The following is a 23,681-nucleotide window of genomic DNA, read 5'->3' on the forward strand; positions in this document are numbered from 1 at the left end:
GCCGTCGGAACTACCCTGTCAGCGTGCCGTCGTCCTCTGCCGACCTTGCCCTGGGCGCGTACCTGCGGGCGATCCGCGGTCGTCTCTCCTCGGAGGCGCTCGGCCTGCCCTCCGGCGGGCTCCGCCGCGTGGCCGGCCTCCGGCGAGAGGAGGTGGCGGTGCTGGGTGGCCTCAGCGTCGACTACTACACGCGCCTCGAACAGGGGCGCGAGGTCAGCCCCGGGTCGGCGGTGCTCGACGGCATCGCCGACGGGCTCGAGCTGGAGGGCGACGAGCGCGACCACCTCTTCACCCTCGCCGGGCTCGTCCCGCCGCCGCGGCGGTCCCGCGCACCCGGCTCGGTCTCACCGGCGCTCGGTCAGCTCCTCGACTCGTGGTCAGCGCACCCGGCGTTCGTGATCGACCCGGCCCACGACGTCCTCGCAGCGAACGCCCTCGCCCGCGGCGTCCACGCACCGTTCGCCCGGTTCGACAACCTCGTCCGGATGACCTTCACCGATCCGGTTGCTCGCGACTTCCACGTGGACTGGTCGAGGACCGCGGACTCGACCGTCGCCAGCCTGCGCGCCGCGACCGCCGAGCACGGAGCCGACCCTGGCCTCCTGGCGGTCGTGGCCGAGGTGCGCGGACGCAGCGACGACTTCGAGGAACGCTGGAGTGCGCAGCGGGTGCAGCGGAAGGCCGTGACGACCAAGCGGTTCGTGCACGGAGAGGTCGGTGGGCTGGAGTTCGACGCGCACAGCTTCGCCGTGCAGGGGTCGCCGGGGCTGCAGCTGGTCGTCTACGGCTGCGCCCCGGGGTCCGCGACAGCGCAGGCGCTCCCGCTGCTGGCGATCGGCGGGGCGGTCGTCCGCCGCTAGGCTGGACCCCGTGCTCGAACTGGTCGTCCTGATCTCCGGTACCGGCTCGAACCTCCGAGCCCTGCTCGAGGCGACGACCGACGCCGAGTACCCCGCCCGCGTGGTCGCGATCGGGGCGGACCGTGACGCCGAGGGCCTCGGCCTGGGCGAGGAGTTCTCGATCCCCACCTTCACGGTGCCGTTCTCCCGGTTCGCCACGCGCGAGGAGTGGGGCGCCGAGCTCGCCGCGCAGATCCGCCCGTGGACGCCCGACCTGCTCGTGCTGTCCGGCCTCATGCGCCTGCTGCCGCACGCCGTGGTGTCCGAGTTCGCCCCGGCGATCATCAACACCCACCCGGCGTACCTGCCCGAGTTCCCCGGTGCGCACGGCGTCCGGGACGCCCTCGCCGCCGGCGTCGAGCAGACGGGCGCGAGCATCATCCAGGTGGACGACGGCGTCGACACCGGACCGATCCTGGCGCAGGAGCGCGTCCCGGTGCTGCCGGGCGACACCGAGTCGACGCTGCACGACCGCATCAAGCCGGTCGAACGCCGCCTGCTCGTCCAGACCATCCTCGACATCGCCAACGGCACCACCGACCTGAAGGGCACCCCGAGCGCATGAGCGTGCACGCCGCCGACCCCAGCCTCTACCGCCACCGCGACGTCGTGCCCGTGCGGCGCGCACTCGTCTCGGTGAGCGACAAGTCCGGCCTGCTCGAGCTCGCCGGCGCCCTGGCCGACGCCGGCGTCGAGCTCGTGTCGACGGGCAGCACGGCGCAGACGATCCGCGACGCCGGCTACGCCGTCACCGACGTGTCGAGCGTGACGGGCTTCCCCGAGTCGCTCGACGGCCGCGTGAAGACGCTGCACCCGGCCGTGCACGCCGGCCTGCTCGCCGACCTGCGCCTCGAGTCGCACGAGCAGCAGCTCGCCGACCTCGGGATCGCGCCGTTCGAGCTCGTGGTCGTGAACCTGTACCCGTTCGTCGAGACGGTCGCCTCGGGCGCCGAGCCCGCGACCGTGGTCGAGAACGTCGACATCGGCGGCCCCGCGATGGTCCGGGCGTCCGCGAAGAACCACCCGAACGTCGCGATCGTCGTGTCGCCGTCGTCCTACGCCGAGGTCGTCGAGGCCGTCCGCGCCGGTGGGACCACGCTCGGGCTCCGGCAGCGGCTCGCCGCCCAGGCCTTCGCGCACACCGCCTCGTACGACGCCGCGGTCGCCGCGTACTTCGCGTCCGACGTGGTCGGGTCCGCCGGGGCCGCCGGGCACGGCACCGGTGCGGGCGACGTCGAGACGCCGGGGTCGTTCGACGACTCCCTCCGCCTGGAGGCCGACCTGACCGCGACGCTCCGCTACGGCGAGAACGCGCACCAGGCCGCGGCGCTGTACACGACCGCCGGGGGAGCGGGCATCGCGCAGGCGACGCAGCTGCACGGCAAGGAGATGTCGTACAACAACTACGTCGACGCCGACGCGGCCGTCCGTGCCGCGTACGACTTCGACACCCCGGCCGTCGCGATCATCAAGCACGCCAACCCGTGCGGCATCGCGATCGCCCCGGCGGACGCCGTCGACCCGATCGCCTCGGCACACGCCGCCGCCCACGCCTGCGACCCGCTGTCGGCGTTCGGCGGGGTCATCGCCGCCAACCGCCCCGTCACGAAGCAGATGGCCGAGACGGTCCGCGACATCTTCACCGAGGTGGTCGTGGCACCGGCGTTCGACCCCGAGGCGCTCGAGATCCTGTCGCAGAAGAAGAACATCCGCCTGCTCACGCTGCCGGCGGACTTCGCGCTCGCGACCCGCGAGGTCAAGCAGGTCTCCGGCGGTTTCCTCGTGCAGGACGCCGACCGCTTCACCGCGTTCGACCAGTCCACCTGGACGCTGGTGTCCGGCGAGCCCGCCGACGCCGCGACCCTGGCCGACCTGGCGTTCGCGTGGAAGGCGAGCCGCGCCGTGAAGTCGAACGCCATCCTGCTCGCCGACCAGGGCGCGAGCGTCGGTGTCGGCATGGGCCAGGTCAACCGGGTCGACTCCTGCCACCTCGCGGTCAATCGTGCCGGGGAGCGGGCCGCGGGGTCCGTCGCAGCGAGTGACGCCTTCTTCCCGTTCGCCGACGGGCTGCAGGTCCTGCTCGACGCCGGTGTCCGTGCCGTCGCCCAGCCGGGCGGCAGCGTGCGGGACGATGAGGTGATCGCGGCAGCGCAGGCGGCCGGCGTGACGATGTACCTGACGGGCGAGCGGCACTTCTTCCACTGAGCCCACCGGGTCCACTGAGGCCTGCTCAGATCGACGGCGTCCAACAACGTCGGAGCCATTGCGCGGCACCAGCGACCGTGAATAGTCTGTAAGGCTCCGCACCGAGTACCGACGATCGCAACCGCATCGGCCGTGCCGGCGGACACAACGGTGACGAAGACGACGACTGGAGTGACGATGGACGCGACGACCGGAACAGTGGCGACGGCTGCCCGGACGGGTCTCGTGTCCCTCGTGGGGACCACTCCCGCTCCGCGACCCCGTACCGGAGCGGCCCTGCCGCTGCGGTACCGAGCCGCGGCCGCCGCCTAGCCAGGCCCCTCCCACGGCCCCGCGCCCGACGACACCGTCGGCGAGCGCGGACCGTCCGCTGAGAACCCGGGGACCCGTGTCCCCGGTGCCCACCGGCCCGGTCGACGTCACGCGAGTGACGGCGACGGCGCGCGACCACGCGCCCGGCCGACGACCCACGCAATGCCACACCGTGCCTCCCGGCCGGACCGCCACCCGCCGACGTGACCCGTCGACGGGACCGGTGACCCGGCCGAGCGGACGCGGCACGACGCACGAGGACGCAACCGCATGTCCACAACGCCCGACCAGGCGCTCCCGTCCACCGACCGCCCCTCGACCCTGCGCGCCATCGCGCGCATCTACCCGTACGTCAGGCCGTACCGCTGGCGGCTGCTCGGCGGCATGGCCGCGGCGATGGGCGCCTCGCTCGTCGCCCTGGCGATCCCGTACGTGCTCCAGTGGCTCGTCGACGGTCCGCTGTCGTCGCGCGACGCCGCGCTCATCTGGCCCGCCGGTCTCGGCGTGCTCGCGCTCGGCGCGCTCGAGGCGTTCTTCATCGCGTCGCGCCGACGACTCGTGATGCGCCCCTCGACGCGCATCGAGACGAGCATGCGCAACGCGCTCTACGCGAAGCTGCAGGACCTACCGGTGTCGTTCCACGACCGCTGGGAGTCCGGGCAGCTGCTGTCCCGCTCGGTGTCCGACCTGTCGCTCATCCGCCGGTGGCTGGCGTTCGGCGTCGTGCTGCTCGTGGTGAACATCGTCACGATCGCGGTCGGCTTCGTCGTGCTGTTCACCTTCGGCTGGCTGCTCGGCCTGATCTTCCTGGTGGCGTCGATCCCGCTGTGGATCAACGGCCTGCTGTTCGAGCGGAAGTACTCCGTGGTCGCGCGGCGCAGCCAGGACCAGGTCGGCGACCTCGCGACCAGCGTCGAGCAGTCGGTGCACGGCATCCGCGTGCTCAAGGCGTTCGGTCGCGGGCGGAGCAAGCTCGAGGAGTTCAGCGAGCAGGCCGAGGCGCTGCGCGGCACCGAGATCGAGAAGGCGAAGGCCATCGCGAGTATCTGGCTGTGGCTGCTGCTCGTGCCGGACGTCGCGTTCGCGCTCTGCCTGCTCGCCGGCATCTGGCTGGCGTCGCAGGGCGAGCTCACCGTCGGACAGCTGTTCGCGTTCTTCGCCACGGCGACCGTGCTGCGGTTCCCGATCGAGTCGATCGGCTTCTTCCTGTCGATGACGTTCGACACCCGGACCGCCGTCGACCGGTTCTTCGAGGTCATGGACTCCGAGAACACGATCGAGGACCCGGCGGAGCCGAGGACCATCGCCGAGCCGCACGGGGCGCTGTCGTTCAACGCCGTGCACTTCCGGTACCAGGACGCCACGGACGCGTACCCCGACCTGGTCGACGGGGTCGAGCTGCAGCTGCAGCCCGGCGAGACCATGGCGCTCGTCGGCCTGACCGGCAGCGGCAAGACGACCCTGCTGTCGCTCGTGCCGCGGCTCTACGACGTCACCGGCGGCTCGATCACGATCGACGGCGTCGACGTGCGGGACCTGTCCCGCGCCGAGCTCCGCCGGCACGTCGGTGTCGCGTTCGAGGACGCCACGCTCTTCTCGACGAGCGTGCGGGACAACGTGCTGCTCGGACGTCCGGACCTGTCCGGGGACGAGGCCGAGCGGATCATGCGCGAGGCCCTCGACATCGCGCAGGCGTCGTTCGTCGACGACCTGCCCGAGGGCGTCGACACCCGCGTCGGCGAGGAGGGCCTGTCGCTCTCCGGCGGCCAGCGCCAGCGGCTCGCCCTGGCCCGCGCCATCGCCGCCCGGCCGTCGGTGCTCGTGCTCGACGACCCGCTGTCGGCGCTCGACGTCGACACCGAGGCCCGCGTCGAGGCGGGGCTCCGCCGGGTCCTCGCGGACACGACGTCGCTCATCGTTGCCCACCGCCCCTCCACCGTGACGCTCGCCGACCGGGTGGCGCTCATGGAGGGCGGCCGCATCACCGCCGTCGGCACCCACTCGGAACTGATGGCCACCAACGAGCACTACCGCTACGTCATCTCGTCGCTCGACGAGGACGACGCACCCGCCCGAGAGGAGGCGATGGCATGAGCCAGCAGGAGCAGGTACCGCCCGTCGACACGGCAACCGGGCCGGGAGGCGCGGACCCCGTCCTCGACGAGGGTGCGGCCGCGCAGGCTGCCGCGCCGATCACCGCGTCGATCACCACGCAGGGCGTGCGCGGCGAGGAGCGCGAGGACTTCACCAAGGCGGAGAGCAAGCGCCTGCGGCGTCGCTCCCTCGCCCTGCTCGGGTCGCTCGCCGCGCCCCTGAAGGCACGGCTCGTGCTGCTCGGGGTCGTCGTGGTGGTGTCCACCGCGGGCACCGTCGCCGGTCCGGCGCTCATCGCGTGGGGCATCGACAACGCCCTGCCCCGGGTGATGGACGAGAACGACTGGGTGCCGGCGTTCGGCGTCGTGGCGACGTACATCGTCGTCGCGGTGCTCGGCGCCGTCCTGACCGCCTGGTACACCGTGCTGGCGGCGCGGATCAGCCAGGCGATCCTGTTCGACCTGCGGAAGCGGGTGTTCCTGCACACGCAGCGGCTCTCGCTCGAGTTCCACGAGACGTACACCTCGGGGCGGATCATCTCGCGGCAGACGAGCGACCTCGACTCGATCCGCGAGCTGCTCGACTCCGGCCTGAACCAGCTCATCCAGGGCGTGCTCTACATGGTGTTCACGGGCATCGCGCTCGTGCTGCTCGACCCGACGTCCGGGCTCGTGCTCGCGGTGTCGCTCGTGCCGCTCTGGTTCCTCATCCGCTGGTTCCAGACGAACTCGCAGACGCTGTTCCGGGCCACCCGCGTCACCTCGGCGCGCGTCATCGTGCACTTCGTCGAGACCATGACCGGCATCCGGGCGGTGCAGGCGTTCCGCAAGGAGTCCCGCAACCGCGACGAGTACGGCCGCTACGTCGAGGACTACCGCGTCGCGAACACGAAGGTGTTCAACCTGTTCGGGACGTTCGACCCGGTGCTCGTGCTCATCGGCAACGCCACGCTCGCGGCCGTCGTCATCGTCGGTGGCTTCCGGATCGTCGGGGGCTCGCTCGAGGTCGGCGCACTGCTCGCGGTCGCGCTGTACGCCAAGCGGTTCTTCGACCCGGCCCAGGAGCTCGCGATGTTCTACAACGGGTACCAGTCGGCCTCGGCGGCGATGGAGAAGATCTCCGGCGTCCTCGAGGAGCGGCCGTCGGTGCCGGACCCCGCGAAGCCGGTGCGCCTGCCCGAGGCGACGGGCGCGATGGACTTCGACGACGTCGAGTTCGCCTACAACGCCGGCAAGGTCGTGCTCCCCGAGTTCGACCTGCACATCCCGGCGGGGCAGACGATCGCGCTCGTCGGGTCGACCGGTGCCGGCAAGTCGACGCTCGCGAAGCTCATGGCGCGGTTCTACGACCCGTCGCGGGGCTCGGTGCGGCTCGACGGGGTGGACCTGCGGGAGATCGACCCGAAGGACATGCGGCGCGCGATCGTCATGGTGACGCAGGAGGCCTACCTGTTCTCCGGCTCGGTCGCGGACAACATCGCGCTCGGCAAGCCGGGGGCGACGCGTGACGAGATCGTGCGGGCGGCGGAGGCCGTCGGCGCGCACACGTTCATCGAGGCCCTGCCCGACGGGTACGACACCGACGTGAACAAGCGCGGCGGTCGGGTGTCGGCCGGGCAGCGGCAGCTGCTGTCGTTCGCCCGGGCGTTCATCGCCGACCCGAAGGTGCTCATCCTCGACGAGGCCACGGCGTCGCTCGACATCCCGTCGGAGCGGCTCGTGCAGGAGGGGCTCGAGACCCTGCTCGCGGACCGCACGGCCGTGATCATCGCGCACCGCCTGTCGACCGTCGCGATCGCCCACCGGGTGCTCGTGATGGAGTACGGCCGGATCGTCGAGGACGGCACGCCCGACGACCTCATCGCGGGGACCGGGCGCTTCGCGCAGCTCCACGCGGCCTGGCGCGACTCGCTCGTCTGACGGACCGGGCTGCACGTGGTTGGCTTGCTCCATGAGCAACGACAGCGTGCAGCCCGGCGGCGTCGCCCTGCGCGATCCCTGGTACGGCGCACCCTTCTCCGCGGCGTTCCGGCGCTTCTGGCAGAAGTACACCGTGTTCACCGGGCGGGCGTCGCGTGCGGAGTTCTGGTGGTGGTGGGTCACGTCGTTCGTGGTCGGGCTCGTGCTGCAGCTCGTTCCGCAGCTGTTCACGCCCGGTAGCGCTGCGTTCGAGAACCCGGTCGGCTCGTACCTCTTCGTGCTCTGGGGTCTGGCGACGCTGGTCGGCTCGCTCGCGCTCGGCGCCCGTCGGCTCCACGACGCGAACCGGTCGGGCTTCTGGCAGTTCCTGCACGTGCTCGTCGGTATCGGCTCACTCGTGCTGCTCGTGCTGTTCCTGCTGCCGTCGAACCCGAAGGGCACGCGCTTCGACGTCTGAAGCGACCCGCGTGACGTGACCTGCGCGAGCAGGTCAGAACGGATCTTCGGCGTCCGTGGCGGGTGACCAGCGCGCACGACCCATGTCGATCCTCCAGGCCGACGGACCGTGCACGAGCGGCGTCCCCTCGACGCGGTAGTGCTCGAGCGCGCGTGCCTCGTGCCGGAGCGGCGGCAGCCCGCCGGACCGCACCACGCGCCACCAGGGCAGGTCGGCACCCTCGTGCGCCATCACCTTGCCGACCGCGCGCGAGGCACGGGACCCGAGCGCTGCGGCGACGTCGCCGTAGGTCATGACGCAGCCCGGCGGGATGAGCCGGACGACCTCGGCGACGGCTGCGCCGAAGTCCGGCTCCGTCACCCGGGCGGTTACAGAGCGAGCACGGCGAAGTGGTCGCCGTACTGGGTGTCGCGCACGGTCTCGAAGCCGAGGGCGCGGAAGAACGCCTCGGGGCCGCCGTTGCCGCCGGGCTCGTAGACCACGGTCAGGCGCTCGAAGCCACGGCTCCGGGCCTCGTCCGCCAGGCCGTGCACGGCGAACCGGCCCACGCCCCTGCCCTGCGCGTCGGCGGCCACGTTGACGCGCCAGATGGCGCTGCGCAGCTCTTCTTCGCGGTTCTCCTCGTCGAAGGTGCCGATGATCATGCCGACCACGCGGTCGCCGTCGAGCACGACGCGGGTCCACGCCGAGCTCGGCTTCACGTCGGACTCCGCGACGCCGTACGTCGTCGGTTGCACGAACTGCTCCTGCCCGGGCTTGAGCGTCAGGGAGTTCGCCGCGGCGGCGGTCGACGCGGAGAGGGCTTCGAGGCGGAGGTCCGTCATGCCGCTCAGGCTAGCGGTGCACCCCGTCGGGGTGCCAGGACGCAGCAGGGTCCGTTGCAGCAACGTTGCACGCCCGTCCGCGGCGGTAGGGTCGCGACATGGCGGAGCATCGGCGTGGGGCGAACCTGCCCTCGATCGGCGGCTTCAACCGCACCGTCGTCCTCGACGCAGTCCGTCGCTCGCCGGACGGGCTGAGCCGCGTCGAGCTCGCCGCCCGCACGGGCCTGAGCGCGCAGACGGTGTCCAACGTCACGCGGTTCCTCATCGAGGCGGGCATGATCGCCGAGTCCGGCACGGTCGTCGCTGGACGGGGCAAGCCCCGGACGATCCTGCGGCTCGAGGCCACCAGCCGCTACGCCGTCGGGGTGCACGTCGACCCGGCCGTCGTGACGTACGTGCTCCTCGACCTGGCGGGCCGGGTGGTCGCCGAGACCACGACGTCGACGCCGTCGGCGGACGACCCCACCGAGGTCGTCCGCACGATCGCCACCGCCATCGCCGGTCTCGTGGCGGACGCCGGGGTGGCGGTGGAGAGCGTCCTCGGGGTCGGCATCGCGAGCCCGGGACCGATCGACGTGGACGCCGGCGTCGTGCTCGACCCGCCCTTCCTGCCGCGCTGGCGGGACGTCCCGCTCCGCGACGCGCTCGCCGAGGCCACCGGCTTCCCGGTGCTCCTCGAGAAGGACGTCACGGCCGCGGTCGTCGGGGAGATGTTCCTGGCGGGGGAGTCCTCGGCGCGGAACTTCGCGTTCGTGTACTTCGGCACGGGGTTCGGCGTGGGGCTCGTCGTCGATCACGAACCCGTGCGCGGCGTGGGGTCGAACGCGGGCGACGCCGGGCACATCATGGTCGACCAGGGTGCGCTGGCGGGCACACCGGACGGTGCCGGCAGCCGGGGCGAGGTCGGGGGGACCGTCGCGCCCGACCGGCTCGTGCAGGTGGCGCGGGCCCGCGGGCTGCGGCTCGGCGACGACGAAACCGGCCTCGGCCCCGGCGAGCCGGACGGCATCGCCGCGGTGCAGCGGGCGTGGGACGCCCTCGGCGCCGCGATCGAGGCCGGCGACGAGGTCGCGGTGGGACTCGCGGCCGAGGCCGGCGCCGTGATGGGACGGGCCGTGGTCGTCATCGTCAACCTGCTCGACATCGACCGGGTCGTCTTCGGCGGGCCCCTCTGGTCACGCATCGCGCCGGTCGCGCTGCCCGCGGCCCGTGCGGCGGTGGTCGCGTCACCGCTGCTCGTGCCGAAGCACCCGGTCGCGGTGGTCGACAGCGGTCGCGGCGCGGACGTGACGGCGGTCGGCGCGGCCTGCCTGGTGCTCGACGCCGCGCTCTCCCCCCGAGCGAGCGCCCTGCTCATCCGGCGCTGACGGCCCGGATGGTCGGGCCCCCGTTCGCGGTGCTGCGCCGCCACGGCCCGCCTCGCTAGGGTTCGGGGACACGCACGCGACGGAGGGCCGCATGACGATCACGGACGACCCGACCGGGACGATCGACCCACGCTGGGCCCGGGTCCGCCCGATGGTCTTCCGGACGATCATCGGCGCCGTGGTCGCAGCCGGACTGGTGGGCATCGTCGCGGTGCTCCTCGGGGACTTCGGCCGGGTCGCGGTGCAGCTCCTGCTGACGGTGGTCGTGGTCGTCGTCTTCGCGCTGCTGTCCTGGTACGACGCCGACGTCTCCTCGCGGCGGTCCGGCACGTTCGCGTTCGCGAGCATCGTCGTGTCGATGTACCTGCTCGTGACCGGCCTCTTCAAGGTCTGGGTCGTGCCGACCGACCCGTACGGGGGCGACGGGATCTGGCTCGTCGGTGAGCACTTCTGGCAGTGGCTCGGGATCGTGTTCGTCGCACGGTTCGCCCTGCTGCACGTGCACCTGCTGCTCGTCATCCACCGCCGCTACCCGACCCCGCTGCTGCAGCTCGTGGCGAAGGTGACCGTCGGCGTGATCGCGCTGCTCGCCCTGCTGCTCTCGGTGCCGCTGCTGGCCCCGGACGCCGACCTCGCCAGCGGGTACTGGCGGCTCGTGTGGGTGGTCGTCATCCTCGACCTGCTCGGCACCGTCGTCGTGCCGCTGAGCAACGCGCTGTTCCGGCCGCGGCACCACGGCGGCCCGGGTGCCGGTGCGTCCGTCGACGCCCCCTCGGTGGCGTGGCGGAGCCAGCTGGCGGCAGCCACGCCGGTCGCCGGCGGCTGGACGGGCACGCCGGTCCCGGCTGCTCCCGCCGTCTCCGCGGCTCCGGCCGTCCCCGCGGGCCCCGCGGTCGCCGCGGCTCCGGCCGTCTCCGTGGATCCCACCGCGCTGGCGGCCGACGGACGACGGACACACGACGAGGCCGCGACGGTCCGCGGCAGCGACGGCCTGCTCTACGAGCGGAGGCCGGACGGGGCCCTGGCACTCGCGTGGCCGCGCTACGTCGACGGGACCCCGCTGCCGGCGGCACCCGACGGCTCGCCCGACTTCGGCGGCGTCGCCCGCCCCTGACCAAGGGCGGCCGTCCCTCAGACCTCGCCGAGCACCTTCCGCCACGCGGCGGTCAGCGTGGCGTACTCGTCGTCCGACAGCAGGTCGCGCACCCCGGTCGCGAGCACCGCCGACCGGACGGCCTCCTCGGCGCCGGCCCGGTCACGCAGGTGCGCGTCCGAGTGCTTCACTGCACGCCCGGCCTCCTGCGCCGCCTCGATCTCGTCGACACGGCCGGCTGCGCCCGCCGCCTCGAGCGCGTGCTGCCACGCGGCGAGGAGGTCGGCGTTCGTCACCATCCGGCCGTCCGCCCCGCCCTGGATCGCGAGCGACGCGCTCGGTTCCGGCACGACGATGCCCTCGTCCGCCTTCCAGGTCACGTCGAGCGCCTCGGCCTCGTCAGCGGTGATCCGCCCGGCCCGGTCGATCATCGACTGCACTGCGGCCTGGCTGTTCTCGTTCGACACGATGTCCTCTCCGACCGGACGCGCGCCTCGCGTGGTCCCCACCATCCTCCCGACGGCTGCTGGGAGGAGACGGGAACCACCGCCCGACGGGAGGCGCGGTGCGGCGCCGCCACGCGCCTCCTGTCCGACGCGCGCCTCCTGTCGACGCGCGCTTCCTGTCCGACGCGCGCCTCCTGTCGACGCGCGCTTCCTGTCGACCGGTCGGCGACCGCTCCTGCGACACCCGTCGTTCACCGTGCGGTCACCGCACGGACGCCCGGGTCCTGAACAGTCGTGCAGGTCTCCCCCCGAACCCGAGAAGGACTCTGCATGCGCACACCCGCCCTGCGGGTCGGCGCCGGCATCGCGACGGGCCTCGCCCTCGCCGCCGGCGTCCTGACCGCCAGCCCCGCCCTCGCCGCCGTCGGCGACGACGACCCCACCGTCGGCGCCCGCGTCACCAGCGGCCCCGCGACCGGCCTCGCGATCAACGAGGTCGAGTCGAACGGCGACGACAACGACTGGGTCGAGCTCGTCAACACCTCGTCGGCGCCGATCGACCTGAGCGGCTGGCGCTTCCTCGACTCCGACTCGACGCACACGGCGTACACGCTGCCGGCCGGCTCGACCATCGCCGCGGGCGGGTACCTCGTCGTCGACGAGGAGACCACGACCCGGCCGGGCTTCGGCTTCGGGCTCGGCGGTTCCGACGCCGTGCGGCTCTACGACACGAGCGGCACGCTGACCCTCCGGTACGCGTGGACCTCGCACGCGGTCGTCACGTACGGCAGCTGCCCGGACGGCTCCGGCACGCTCGTCGACACCACCGCGTCGACGAAGGGCGCCCCGAACGACTGTTCCTCGCCCGTGCGGATCAACGAGGTCGAGTCGCAGGACGGCACCCCGGGGGACTGGGTCGAGCTGACGAACGTCGGGACGACCACGGTCGACCTCGGCGGGTACGTGCTGCGGGACAGCGAGGACGACCACGCCTGGACGATCCCGGCCGGCACCACGGTCGCAGCGGGCGGCTTCACCGTGCTCGACGAGGCGCAGTTCGGCTTCGGGCTCGGCAAGGCCGACAGCGTGCGGCTCTTCGACCCCCGCGGAGTCCGGGTCGACGCGTACTCCTGGACCGCCCACGCGGAGACGACGTACGGGCGCAACCCCGACGGCACGGGCGAGTTCGCCGAGACGGCCGAGCCGACCAAGGGTGCGGCGAACCGCTTCGCCGGCGTCGTGACCGCCGAGGCGTGGCCGGGCGGACCGGACGAGACGGTGCTCGACGCCGAGGGCACCTTCACCGGTGACCTCAGCGGACTCGACTGGACGACCTCGTCGACCTCGCGCGACGGGCAGCTCTGGGCGGTGCAGAACGGCGACGGCCTGCTGTACCACCTCGTGCCGGACGGCAAGGGCGGCTGGGCGCCGACGAACGCCGCCGGCACCGACCTGCGCTACGCGGACGGCACCGGGACCCCCGACGCCGAGGGCGTCACCGTGACCGCGGACGACCCCGGTGCCGTCTACGTGTCGACCGAGCGCGACAACGACGTGTCGAAGGTGAGCCGCCCCGCGGTCCTGCGCTTCGCCACCACCGCCGGGGCGGAGTCCACGCTGCGGGCGACCGACGAGTGGAACCTCGCCGCGGACTTCCCCGGGCTCGGTGCCAACGCCGGACTCGAGGGTGTCACCTGGGTGCCGGACGCCTGGCTGACCGAGCGCGGCTTCGTCGACCAGCACACCGGTGCGGCCTACGCCCCCGCGTCCTACCCCGGGCACGGTGACGGACTCTTCTTCGTCGGCGTCGAGGGCACCGCGAGCGTGTACGCCTACGCCCTGATGGACGACGGCTCGTTCCAGCGCGTCGCGACGATCAGCACCCCGTTCTCGCTGTTGGCCGAGGTGCAGTTCGACCCGACGCTCGACGCCCTCTGGGTGGTCTGCGACGAGGCGTGCTCCGGTCGTACGGCGCTCTTCGACGTGCAGGACGGCGCCTTCGCCCTCGCGTCGCTGTACGAGGCGCCGGCGAACGCCGACCGGACGCTCGCGAACGAGGGCTTCGCGATCTCGGGCCGCTGCGTCGACGGCGCGCGGGCGACCTTCTACGCCGACGACAACGACACGAACGGCGCCTCGCTCCGCACCGGGACCCACCCGTGCGACGCGACGACCGAGCCGGGTGACGGCGACGGCGGCACGCCCGCTCCGGGCGACGGCAGCACGCCCGCCCCGGGTGACGGCAGCACGCCCACCCCGACGCCCGCGACCGGTGGGTCCGCACCGACCCCGACCCCGTCCCTGCCCGGCACCCCGACCGCCCCGGTCGCTCCGACCGAGGCCCTGACCGACGCGAACCGCGGGTCGGTCTCGGCACCGGACACCGTGCGCGCGGGGTCCTCGGTGACGATCACCGTCGGCACGCGGTACGCCGGGCAGCCGGTGGCCGTCTGGCTGTTCTCGGACGCCCGACTGCTCGGCACCCCGACGGTCGCGGCGGACGGTACGGTCACGGTCCTCGTCCCCGCCGACGTGTCGGCCGGTGCCCACCGCCTGGTGGTGGCCGCGCTCGACGGCACCGTGCTCGGGTGGACCGAGGTCACGGTCGACCCCGCGACCGGCGAGCTCGCGTTCACGGGTGCCGACCTGGCGGGAGGCATCGCCGCGGCGCTCCTGCTCGTGACGGCCGGTGCCGGTGTCCTCGTGGTGCGTCGGCGCCGTGCGGGAGCCGCGCGCGCCTGACGCCGAGCGTCCCACGACGCCCCCGCTGCCCTCCCGGCAGCGGGGGCGTCGTGCGTGCGCTGCCCGATCCTTCCCACAACGGGCGCGATGGGGAGCGGTTCCGGGCGTACCTGGTCGTTCCGTCAGAGCAGGTACACCCGTTCCGGCCAGGTACGCCCGTTCCGGCCAGGGAGGCCTCCGCCCACGCCACCCGACCAGGTGGGCGCCCGCCGGCACGAGGGGCGCGCGCTCCCGAGCTCGGCACCGTTGCGGAGCCGTGACCGAAAGCTCTTGACACGAATAAGTCCACACGCTGTACTAATCCTGCGCGCGGGTGACGGAGCCCGCGGACATCCCGTGCAAAGGAGCACCGATGAAACGCCGCACCCGAATCATCGCCGGTCTCGCAGCCGTGGCAGTCGCCGCGGTCGGACTGGCGGGTTGTTCCAGCTCGGGGTCCGCCTCGAGCAACACGATCAAGATCGCGTACCAGAAGTTCGGTGCCTTCCAGCAGCTCGATGCGCAGATGAAGGAGGTCAAGACCGCGTACGAGAAGGCGAACCCGGGCAAGACCGTCACCCTCGTCCCGATCCAGGCGCAGGGCAACGACTACTACACGAAGCTCGCGCTCATGAACAAGGCGCCCGCGACGGCCCCGGACGTCATGTACGAGGACACCTTCCTCATCAAGTCCGACGCCGAGGCCGGCTACCTGCTGCCCCTCGACAAGTACACGGACAAGTGGGACGAGTGGGACCAGTTCTACGACAACGCGAAGCAGGCCGGCCAGGGCGACGACGGCAAGATCTACGGCGTCTCGATGGGTACCGACACCCGGGCCCTCTGGTACAACAAGGACATCTTCAAGAAGGTCGGCTTGCCCGTCCCGTGGGAGCCGAAGACCTGGGACGACGTGCTCGCCGCCGCGAAGACCATCAAGGAGAAGGACGCGGGCGTCATCCCGTTCAACATCTACTCCGGCAAGGCGCAGGGCGAGGCCTCGACCATGCAGGGCTTCGAGATGCTCCTGTACGGCGCGGACGGCGACGGCAACACCCTCTACAAGGACAAGAAGTGGGTCGTCGGCTCGAAGCAGTTCGAGGACTCCCTCAAGTTCGTGAAGGACGTCTACCAGGGCGGCCTCGGCCCGACACCGCAGCAGGCGCTCGACACGAACGTCGGCACGACGATCGCGCAGACGTGGCTCCCAGAGGGCAAGCTCGCCATCGACCTCGACGGCTCGTGGCAGTCCGGCACGTGGCTCGAGTCCGGCACCGCTCCGTGGAAGGAGTGGAACGACGTCATGGGTCAGGCAGCGTTCCCGACCCAGAACGGTCAGGCACCGGGCTACAACTCGATGTCCGGCGGCTGGACGCTCGCGGTCGGCTCGAAGTCGAAGAACCCGCAGGCGGCGTTCGACTTCATCACGACCTTCCTCGACAAGGACGGCTCGCTGAAGTACGACACCGAGAACAGCCAGATCGCCGTTCGCAAGGACGTCGCCGAGGACACCGCGTACACGGACGCCAACCCGACGTTCAAGTTCTTCTCCGGCCTGGTGGAGCACACGAACTTCCGCCCTGCGACGAGTGACTACGCGCAGGTCTCGAACGCGATCCAGGTCGCGATGGAGTCCGTCATGACCGGGCAGCAGACGCCCGCCGAGGCCGCGAAGGACTACGACCAGGCGGTCGAACAGGTCGTCGGCAAGGACAACACCGTCGACGCCGGTTAGCGGCGCGACCACCTGACGGACTGGAGGCGCGGGGCGGTCCCGCACCGCGCCTCCCGTCCGTCCCTCCCCACCTTCGGAACCCCTCCGCACCCGGAAGGCATCCAGCGTGTCCACAACACCCCTCGCGCCGACACTGTCGGCGCCCGGTGCGCCGAAGCGCACCGAGCCACCCGTGCCGCGCAAGCGGCGACCACTGCGGAACGCGACGCGGGTCGTCCCGCTCCTGCCCGCGGTGGTCCTCCTCGTCGTCTTCCTGCTCGGCCCCGTCATCTCGTCGTTCTACGGGTCGTTCACCGACTCGGCCCTGACCGGCGTCGGCGCCGCTGACCAGCAGTTCGTCGGCTTCCGCAACTACGTCGAGCTCTTCCAGGACAAGGACTTCCCGAAGTCCGTCGTCCTGACGATCGTGTTCCTCCTCGCCTCGGCGGTGGTGGGACAGAACGTGCTGGGCCTCGGGCTCGCGCTCCTCATGCGCAGCGCGAACCGGGTCGTCCGCGCGATCGTCGGCACCTTCGTCGTCGCCGCCTGGGTGCTGCCGGAGATCGTCGCGTCGTTCGCCGCCTACGCGTTCTTCAACGACACCGGCACGCTCAACACCTTCCTGGCGTCCATCGGCATCACCGGGGCGAACTGGCTCTACACGTACCCGATGCTCGCCGTGATCCTGGCGAACATCTGGCGCGGGACCGCCTTCTCGATGCTCGTCTACTCGGCCGCCGTGTCCGAGGTCCCCGAGGAGATCACCGAGTCCGCCGAGGTCGACGGCGCCACCGGGTGGCAGCGGCTCGTCTACATCACGCTGCCGGTCATCCGCCGCTCGATCTCGACGAACCTCATGCTCACGACGCTGCAGACGCTGTCGGTCTTCACCCTCATCTTCGTGATGACGGGCGGCGGCCCCGGCACGAACTCGTCGACCCTGCCGATCCTGGCGTACCAGGAGGCGTTCAAGTTCTCGCAGCTCGGCTTCGGGACCGCGATCGCGACGATCCTGCTGATCGTCGGCGCGGTGTTCTCGATCATCTACATCCGCGCGCTCAAGCCCGAGGTGGACTGACCATGGCCCTCACCGCCGACCGTCCCGTCGCGAACGTCACCCGCTCGGTGACCGCGCCCGGCGCACTGCACATGACCTCCCCGCGCGGACGGACCATGCGCTGGGTGTCGAACGTCGTCCTGCTCGTCATCGCCCTCTGCTTCGCGGTGCCCCTGCTCTGGCTCGTGCTGGCGTCGGTGGACACCCAGGCGTCGCTGTCGGTGAAGCTGCCGACGCAGTTCACGCTCGACAACTTCACGCAGGTGCTCACCCCGGAGCTGTCGTTCATCCCGCTCGCGAACAGCCTGCTGCTCTCCGGCGGCACCGCGGTCGTCACCGTGGTGTTCGCGCTGCTCGCCGCGTACCCGCTGTCCCGCTACAAGATGCGCGTCAACAAGCCGTTCCTGTACAGCATCCTGTTCGGCACCGGGCTGCCGATCACGGCGATGATGGTGCCCGTCTACGCGCTGTTCGTGTCGCTCAACCTGATCGACAACGTGTGGGGCTGCATCTTCTTCCTCGCCGCGACGAGCCTGCCGATGGCGATCTGGATGGCGAAGAACTTCATGGACTCGGTGCCGATCTCCCTCGAGGAGGCGGCGTGGACCGACGGCGCCTCGATGTTCACCACGCTCACGCGGATCGTCGTCCCGCTCATGCGCCCCGGCATCGCGGTCGTGTTCATCTTCGTGTTCATCCAGGCCTGGGGGAACTTCTTCGTCCCGTTCGTCCTGCTGCTCTCGCCCGACAAGGTGCCCGCCGCGGTGAGCATCTTCAACTTCTTCGGGCAGAACGGCGCGGTCGCCTACGGGCAGCTCGCCGCCTTCTCGATCGTCTACTCCGTGCCCGTGATCGCCCTCTACGTGCTCGTGTCCCGCGGCCTCGGGGGCGGCAACGCCCTCGCCGGCGGCATCAAGGGCTGACCCCACCGCTCGACGGGAGACGGTGCCGCGGTACCGCCCTGCCCGCCGACCCCTGCTGGAAAGGAACCACTCCATGCACCACGACGAACCGCTCGTCGAGGCCCGGATCGCCCGCCTCGTCCGCGACCGCATCGACCCCGCCGTGCACCGCCGCTCGGCCCCGGTCACCATCGACGCCTGGGAGGTGCCGGACGAGCCCGTGCCCTTCGAGGTCGCCGTCGCCGCCGAGTACACACCGTTCACGGTCGGCAGCGCGTGGGGCGGCCGGCCGTGGGGCACCACCTGGTTCCGGGTCCGCGGCACGGTGCCCGACGACTTCGGCACCGACCCCGGCACCACCGTCGAGCTCCGCGTCGACCTCGGCTTCTCGAAGCGGCAGCCCGGCTTCCAGGCCGAGGGCCTCGCCTGGCGCACCGACGGCTCGACGATCAAGGGCATCGAGCCGCGCAACGACACCGTGCCCGTCGAGGTCGGCCCCGGCGGCTCCTTCGAGCTGTACGTCGAGGCCGCCGCGAACCCGGACATCGGTGGCGACGACTTCCAGGGCGCGACACCGCTCGGGTCCCGGACGACGGCCGGCACGGAGCCGATCTACCGGTTGCGCGCGCTCGAGCTCGTCGAGCGCGACGACACGGTGTGGGAGCTCCAGCAGGACGTCTGGGTGCTCCGCGGCCTGATGGCCGAGCTGCCGACCGACGGCACCCGCGGGGCCGACCTGCTCCGCGTGCTCGAGCGCGCCGCCGATGCCCTCGACCCCGACGACGTCGCGGGCACCGCCGCGGACGCCCGCGCCGTGCTCGCCCCGGCCCTCGCCGTGCCCGCCAGCGCCGCCGCGCACCGCGCCGTCGCCGTCGGACACGCGCACATCGACTCCGCGTGGCTCTGGCCGGTCCGCGAGACGATCCGCAAGTGCGCCCGGACGTTCTCGAACGTGCTCGACCTGATGGACCAGGACCCCGACTTCACCTTCGCGTGCTCGTCCGCGCAGCAGTACGCCTGGATCCGCGACGGCTACCCGTCGATCTGGGCCCGCATCAAGCAGCGGGTCGCCGAGGGGCGCTGGATCCCCGTCGGCGGCATGTGGGTCGAGTCGGACACCAACCTGCCCGGTGGTGAGGCCCTCGCGCGCCAGTTCGTCGCCGGGAAGCGCCTGTTCCTCGAGGAGTTCGGCGTCGACACCCCCGAGGCCTGGCTGCCCGACTCGTTCGGCTACACCGGCGCGCTGCCGCAGATCGTCCGGGCCGCCGGCTCGAAGTGGTTCGTCACGCAGAAGCCATCGTGGAACGAGACGAACGTCATCCCGCACACGTCCTTCCACTGGGAGGGCATCGACGGCTCCCGCGTCCTGACGCACCTGCCGCCGGCCGACACCTACAACTCGGACGTCTCCGCCGCCGACCTGCTCCGCGGCGAACGCGGCAACAAGGAGCGCGGCGTCGCGAACACGTCGATGCTGCTGTACGGGTTCGGCGACGGCGGCGGTGGACCCACCCGCGAGATGGTCGCGGCGGCCCGACGTCAGCACGACCTCGACGGCTCGCCGCGGGTCGACCTCGGCACCCCCGCGCAGGTGTTCGAGGAGCTCGAGCGCGTCCTGCCCGAGCCCGCGGTGTGGTCGGGGGAGATGTACCTCGAGTTCCACCGCGGCACCTACACGTCGCAGATCCGCACGAAGCAGGGCAACCGCCGATCCGAGCACCTGCTCCGCGAGGCCGAGCTCTGGGCGGCGACCGCGGCCGTGCGGCTCGGCGCCGAGTACCCGTACGACGAGCTCGAGGCCGTCTGGCACACCGTGCTGCTGCAGCAGTTCCACGACATCCTGCCGGGGTCGTCGATCGCCTGGGTCTACGAGAACGCCGAGGCCGAGTACGCCCGGGTCGCCGAGGTCCTCGAGGGACTGATCGGGTCGTCCACGACCGCACTCGCGAGCGGTGGGGCGCCGGCGCTCGCCGGGGTCGGGGCGTCGGCGACCGCGTTCGCCGGGGGAGCCGGCAGCGGGCTCGATGCGCCGCAGGGCGCGGGTGCGGTCGGGTCCGGGGGCAGCGCCGAGGTCGGGACCGTGGTGCGCTTCAACGCCTCGCCCGTCACGGCGGGCGGGGTGACCGCCCTGGGTGGTTCCGCCGCGCTGGCGGAGGAGGCCGTGCCTCCCGTCCGGAACGGCGACCGCTTCGTCTTCGACACCGGCGTCGTCACGGCGACCATCGACGCAAGCGGGCACGTCGTGTCGCTCGTCGACCACGCCTCCGGACGCGACGCCGTCGCACCGGACGCCGTCGCCGCGCAGTACACGGTCTTCCGGGACACCCCGAACCAGTGGGAGGCGTGGGACATCGACCGCGCCTACCAGCGGAACGGGACCGTCCTGGCGGCGGCCTCCGTCGAGGTGCTCGGCGATGCGCTCGTCGTGACGCGCCCCTTCGGCTCGTCGTCGGTGACCACCCGGTACTCGGCGACCGCGGGGCAGCCCGAGCTGCACATCGAGACCGAGGTCGAGTGGCACGAGCGGCAGAAGCTCCTCAAGCTCGCCTTCCCGCTCGACGTGCGGGCGTCGGTGGCGTCGAGCGAGATCCAGTTCGGGCACATCGACCGGCCGACGCACCAGAACACCTCGTGGGACATGGCCCGCTTCGAGACCGCGGCGCACCGCTGGGTGCACGTCGCGGAGCCGGGGTTCGGCGTCGCGGTCGCGAACGACTCCACGTACGGGCACGACATCACCCGCTCGACGCGTGCGGACGGCGGGACGACGACGCTCGTGCGTGAGTCACTGCTGCGCGCGCCGACGTTCCCGGACCCGCACGCCGACCAGGGGCACCACGTGTTCCGGACGGTGCTGCGCGTCGGCGCCTCGGTGCTCGACGCCGCGGACTCCGGGTACCGGCTCAACCTGCCGGTGCGCTCGGTGCCGGGTTCGGCGGAGGTGTCGCCGCTGGTCGTCGTGTCCTCGCCGCAGGTGCTCGTCGAGGCCGTCAAGCTCGCCGAGGACCGCTCGGGCGACGTCGTCGTGCGGCTGTACGAGGCGTCGGGCGGTCGGGCGACGGACGTCGGGGTGTCGTTCGGGTTCGACGTCGCCGCGGTCGACGCGGTGGACCTGCTCGAGCGGCCGGTCGGCGACGGGACGTGGGCGGCCGGGGAGCCGGTCGTGCTCACGCTGCGTCCGTTCGAGATCGTCACGCTGCGGGTGCGGCGGGGCTGAGGCGGCGGCGCCGGGCCCGTGGCAGCGGGTCCGGTGCCGCCGGCCCGGAGGGGCTGCGGCGCCGGGGGAGCACGGGTGCGTTCCCTCGGCGCCGCGTTGCGGGGAGGGCGGCGGTCTGCGCCGCTCGCTGATCGCCCGCGGTGTCGTGCCCGGTCGTTCCACGTCGCCCGCGGTGTCGTGCCCGGTCGATCCGGGCGTACCTGATGGGAACGGGCGTACGTGGTCGAACAGGACGACCAGGTACGCCCGTTCTCACTTCCCATCGCGGCCGTCATGGGAAGGAACGGGCGTCCTGCACAGGGCGAGCGGACGGGAGGCTCGTCCACAGTCCGCCCCGCCGGCCCCGGTCCCGCGGTGGGGACCGGGCACGCTCCCGGCATGGAACGACCACTCCCCATCCTCCGTGCGGGTCCGGCCCGCGAGGTCGGCTGCGATCCGACCACGTTGCGTCGCCGCGTCCGGTCCAGCGGCTCCGATCGGCTCGTCCGCGTCGGCCCGAACGCCTTCGTCGAAGGCGTCCGGTGGGACGGCGCAGGCCCTCGGCAGCGGTACGTCACACGCGTGTACGCACGGCTCGGACGGCTCGGGACCCCCGCCGTCGCCTCGCACGTGTCGGCCGCCGCGGTCCACGGGCTCCCGGCGTTGTCCGGGTGGAACGCCCCGGTGCACGCCACCGTGCCGGAGTCGATGTACCGCGGCCGGACACCGACCCTGGTCCTGCACACGCGTCCGGTGCCGCCGGCCGAACGGGTCGAGGCGGACGGGGTCGCGGTGACGTCCGTGCCGCGGACGGCGGTCGACATCGCGATGTCCGACGACCTCCGGACCGCGGTGGTCGTCGCCGATGCGGCCCTCCGCAGCGGCATCGGCACCGGGTGCCTCCGGGCAGCGGTCCACCACCGGTCTCGCGGGCGCCGACGCGCCGACCAGGTCATCGACCTCGCCGACGGCCGGTCCGGATCCGCAGCGGAGTCGTTCGCCCGCGTCGTCTTCCTGGAGCTCGGTCTGCCGGAGCCGGTGCTGCAGCAGGGGTTCGTGGTCGACGGCCGTCGGTACGCCGTCGACTTCTGGTTCCCCGACCAGGGCGTCGTCGTCGAGATCGACGGCCGTGCGAAGTACACGCAGGAGCGGTACCTCGCGGGCAGGAGCCCGACCGAGGTGTTCCTCGACGAGAAGCGTCGGCACGAGGGGCTGCTGACGGTCCCCGGGGTCCGGGCGGTCGTGCGACTCGAGTGGCGGGACCTGTTCGACCCGGGCGCCCTGGTCCGCCGCTTCCGGGCCGCCGGCCTGCCGTGTCCGGTGCGACCGATCAGGAGCGCCCGACCGGCTGCCTGACCGGGAGCGGGCCCAGGGGCCTCGGCTTAGCGTCGCGCCCATGGCAGTCACCGAGATCTGGCTCGTCCGCCACGGGGAGTCCACCGCCAACGTCGCCGCCGCCCGTGCGGACGCCGCTGGCGCGGACGTCATCGAGGTCGACCACCGCGATGCCGACGTCCCGCTCAGCCCCCTCGGTGAGGAGCAGTCGCGGGCGCTCGGGCAGGAGCTCGCCGACCGCGGCGTCGACGACGTCCCGGTCGCGCTGTGGGTGTCGCCCTACCGTCGTGCGCAGCAGACGATCGGCATCGCGCTCGAGGCCGGCGGCCTGACCGAGCCGCCGAGGCGCACCGACGAACGGCTGCGCGACCGGGAGCTCGGTGTCCTCGACCTGCTCACCCGACAGGGCGTGCGCAACCGCTACCCGGACGAGGAGCGCCGCCGACAGTGGCTCGGCAAGTACTACCACCGGCCCGCGGGCGGGGAGTCGTGGGCGGACGTCATGCTCCGGCTCCGCACGGTGATGACCGACGTCGACCGGCTCGAGGGGACCGAGCGGCTCCTCGTCGCCGCACACGACGCGGTCGTCATGCTCGCGATGGCCGTGTGCCTCGACCTCGACGAGCACGCGCTCATGGCCTTCGCCGAGGACCACACCGTCGCGAACGCCTCGCTCACCCGGCTCCACCGCGACGGCCCCGGTGCGCCCTGGACGCTCGAGGAGTTCTCCGCCGTCGGGCACCTCGACGACGACGAAGTGACCGAGCACAGCGGCCGGAAGGACGACGCCCGTGTCGAGTGAGCCGGAGGCCCCGCAGCACATCACGCCGAACGTCCTGCGCGAGTGGCCGCTGCCCGAGCCCGGTGCCGGCAAGTACGGTCGCGGGCAGGTGCTCGTCATCGGTGGTGCTTCGTACACGCCCGGCGCGGCCATGCTGTCCGCGCTCGCCGCACTGCGGGTCGGTGCCGGTCGGCTCACCCTCGCGGTCGGCGCGAGCGTCGCGCACCACGTGGCCGTCGCCGTGCCGGAGTCGGGGGTGCTCCCGCTCGCCGAGGACGCGGACGGGCACGTCGCCGTCGGCTGATCCGACGCGCGCGGTGGTGGGAAAGACTGCACCTCGCCCGTCGACGCCCTGCGCG

Annotated in this window: 18 protein-coding genes and 1 pseudogene; 16 read left to right on the top strand and 3 right to left on the bottom strand. The window is 72.4% G+C overall.

From position 1 onward, the window contains the following. Positions 1–23: 23 nt before the first annotated feature. From H7A69_RS01560 to H7A69_RS01585, 6 genes are all read left to right on the top strand, one after another. Positions 24–860 (top strand): helix-turn-helix transcriptional regulator, encoded by an 837-nt coding sequence (locus H7A69_RS01560; RefSeq protein ID WP_182045429.1) that lies wholly within the window; start codon positions 24–26, stop codon positions 858–860. A gap of 10 nt (positions 861–870) precedes the next feature. Further along, on the top strand, positions 871–1,464 hold the full coding sequence (gene purN, locus H7A69_RS01565; RefSeq protein ID WP_182045430.1) for a phosphoribosylglycinamide formyltransferase: 594 nt from the start codon (positions 871–873) through the stop codon (positions 1,462–1,464). Continuing rightward, positions 1,461–3,104: a bifunctional phosphoribosylaminoimidazolecarboxamide formyltransferase/IMP cyclohydrolase gene (gene purH / locus H7A69_RS01570; protein WP_182045431.1), complete on the top strand. Its 1,644-nt coding sequence runs from the start codon at positions 1,461–1,463 to the stop codon at positions 3,102–3,104. The genes purN and purH overlap by 4 nt, the downstream gene beginning before the upstream one ends. 582 nt (positions 3,105–3,686) lie before the next feature. Beyond that, positions 3,687–5,510 carry an ABC transporter ATP-binding protein gene (locus H7A69_RS01575; protein WP_182045432.1) on the top strand — a complete coding sequence of 608 codons (1,824 nt, stop codon included), beginning with the start codon at positions 3,687–3,689 and terminating at the stop codon, positions 5,508–5,510. A 110-nt stretch (positions 5,511–5,620) separates the two neighbouring features. After that, a complete protein-coding gene (locus H7A69_RS01580) occupies positions 5,621–7,429 on the top strand; it encodes an ABC transporter ATP-binding protein (protein ID WP_182045454.1) in 1,809 nt (602 codons plus the stop codon). Positions 7,430–7,460: 31 nt separating this feature from the next. Further along, a complete protein-coding gene (locus tag H7A69_RS01585; RefSeq protein WP_182045433.1) occupies positions 7,461–7,886 on the top strand; it encodes a DUF805 domain-containing protein in 426 nt (141 codons plus the stop codon). 33 nt (positions 7,887–7,919) lie between these two features. Here H7A69_RS01585 and H7A69_RS01590 read toward each other — a convergent pair whose 3' ends face one another. Together H7A69_RS01590 and H7A69_RS01595 are read right to left on the bottom strand one after the other, a co-directional pair. Beyond that, entirely contained in the window at positions 7,920–8,246 is a 327-nt protein-coding gene (locus H7A69_RS01590; protein ID WP_182045434.1) for an MGMT family protein, read from the bottom strand. Between the two features lie 8 nt (positions 8,247–8,254). Beyond that, on the bottom strand, positions 8,255–8,710 hold the full coding sequence (locus H7A69_RS01595) for a GNAT family N-acetyltransferase (protein ID WP_182045435.1): 456 nt from the start codon (positions 8,708–8,710) through the stop codon (positions 8,255–8,257). 98 nt (positions 8,711–8,808) lie between these two features. On the opposite strand from H7A69_RS01595, the gene H7A69_RS01600 reads away from it, so the two are divergent. Together H7A69_RS01600 and H7A69_RS01605 are read left to right on the top strand one after the other, a co-directional pair. Continuing rightward, entirely contained in the window at positions 8,809–10,077 is a 1,269-nt protein-coding gene (locus H7A69_RS01600; protein ID WP_182045436.1) for an ROK family transcriptional regulator, read from the top strand. 91 nt (positions 10,078–10,168) lie between these two features. Beyond that, positions 10,169–11,191 (top strand): hypothetical protein, encoded by a 1,023-nt coding sequence (locus H7A69_RS01605; protein ID WP_182045437.1) that lies wholly within the window; start codon positions 10,169–10,171, stop codon positions 11,189–11,191. A gap of 17 nt (positions 11,192–11,208) precedes the next feature. On the opposite strand, the gene H7A69_RS01610 is transcribed toward H7A69_RS01605, so the two are convergent. Next, the gene (locus H7A69_RS01610) at positions 11,209–11,637 is read right to left on the bottom strand and encodes a hypothetical protein (protein ID WP_141718953.1); all 429 of its coding nucleotides are present in this window, start codon (positions 11,635–11,637) and stop codon (positions 11,209–11,211) included. A gap of 309 nt (positions 11,638–11,946) precedes the next feature. On the opposite strand from H7A69_RS01610, the gene H7A69_RS01615 reads away from it, so the two are divergent. From H7A69_RS01615 to H7A69_RS01650, 8 genes and pseudogenes are all read left to right on the top strand, one after another. Next, positions 11,947–14,358: a lamin tail domain-containing protein gene (locus H7A69_RS01615; protein WP_182045438.1), complete on the top strand. Its 2,412-nt coding sequence runs from the start codon at positions 11,947–11,949 to the stop codon at positions 14,356–14,358. 352 nt (positions 14,359–14,710) lie between these two features. Continuing rightward, a complete protein-coding gene (locus tag H7A69_RS01620; protein WP_182045439.1) occupies positions 14,711–16,072 on the top strand; it encodes an extracellular solute-binding protein in 1,362 nt (453 codons plus the stop codon). A 106-nt stretch (positions 16,073–16,178) separates the two neighbouring features. Continuing rightward, positions 16,179–17,129: a carbohydrate ABC transporter permease gene (locus H7A69_RS01625; RefSeq protein ID WP_182045440.1), complete on the top strand. Its 951-nt coding sequence runs from the start codon at positions 16,179–16,181 to the stop codon at positions 17,127–17,129. Positions 17,130–17,200: 71 nt separating this feature from the next. Next, positions 17,201–18,031 (top strand): carbohydrate ABC transporter permease, encoded by an 831-nt coding sequence (locus H7A69_RS01630; RefSeq protein WP_182045455.1) that lies wholly within the window; start codon positions 17,201–17,203, stop codon positions 18,029–18,031. Positions 18,032–18,104: 73 nt separating this feature from the next. Further along, positions 18,105–21,227 carry an alpha-mannosidase gene (locus tag H7A69_RS01635; protein WP_182045441.1) on the top strand — a complete coding sequence of 1,041 codons (3,123 nt, stop codon included), beginning with the start codon at positions 18,105–18,107 and terminating at the stop codon, positions 21,225–21,227. 378 nt (positions 21,228–21,605) lie between these two features. After that, positions 21,606–22,562, top strand: a complete 957-nt coding sequence (locus H7A69_RS01640) for a hypothetical protein (protein ID WP_182045442.1) — start codon at positions 21,606–21,608, stop codon at positions 22,560–22,562. A 40-nt stretch (positions 22,563–22,602) separates the two neighbouring features. Then, entirely contained in the window at positions 22,603–23,343 is a 741-nt protein-coding gene (locus tag H7A69_RS01645) for a histidine phosphatase family protein (protein WP_069713259.1), read from the top strand. Next, positions 23,333–23,614 (top strand): annotated as a pseudogene (locus H7A69_RS01650) (NAD(P)H-hydrate dehydratase); the annotation flags it as partial. The gene H7A69_RS01645 and the pseudogene H7A69_RS01650, both read left to right, overlap by 11 nt. Between the last annotated feature and the right edge of the window lie 67 nt (positions 23,615–23,681).

It is taken from the genome of Curtobacterium sp. ME26 (genome assembly GCF_903970945.1).
Classification (GTDB): Bacteria; Actinomycetota; Actinomycetes; order Actinomycetales; family Microbacteriaceae; genus Curtobacterium; species Curtobacterium citri.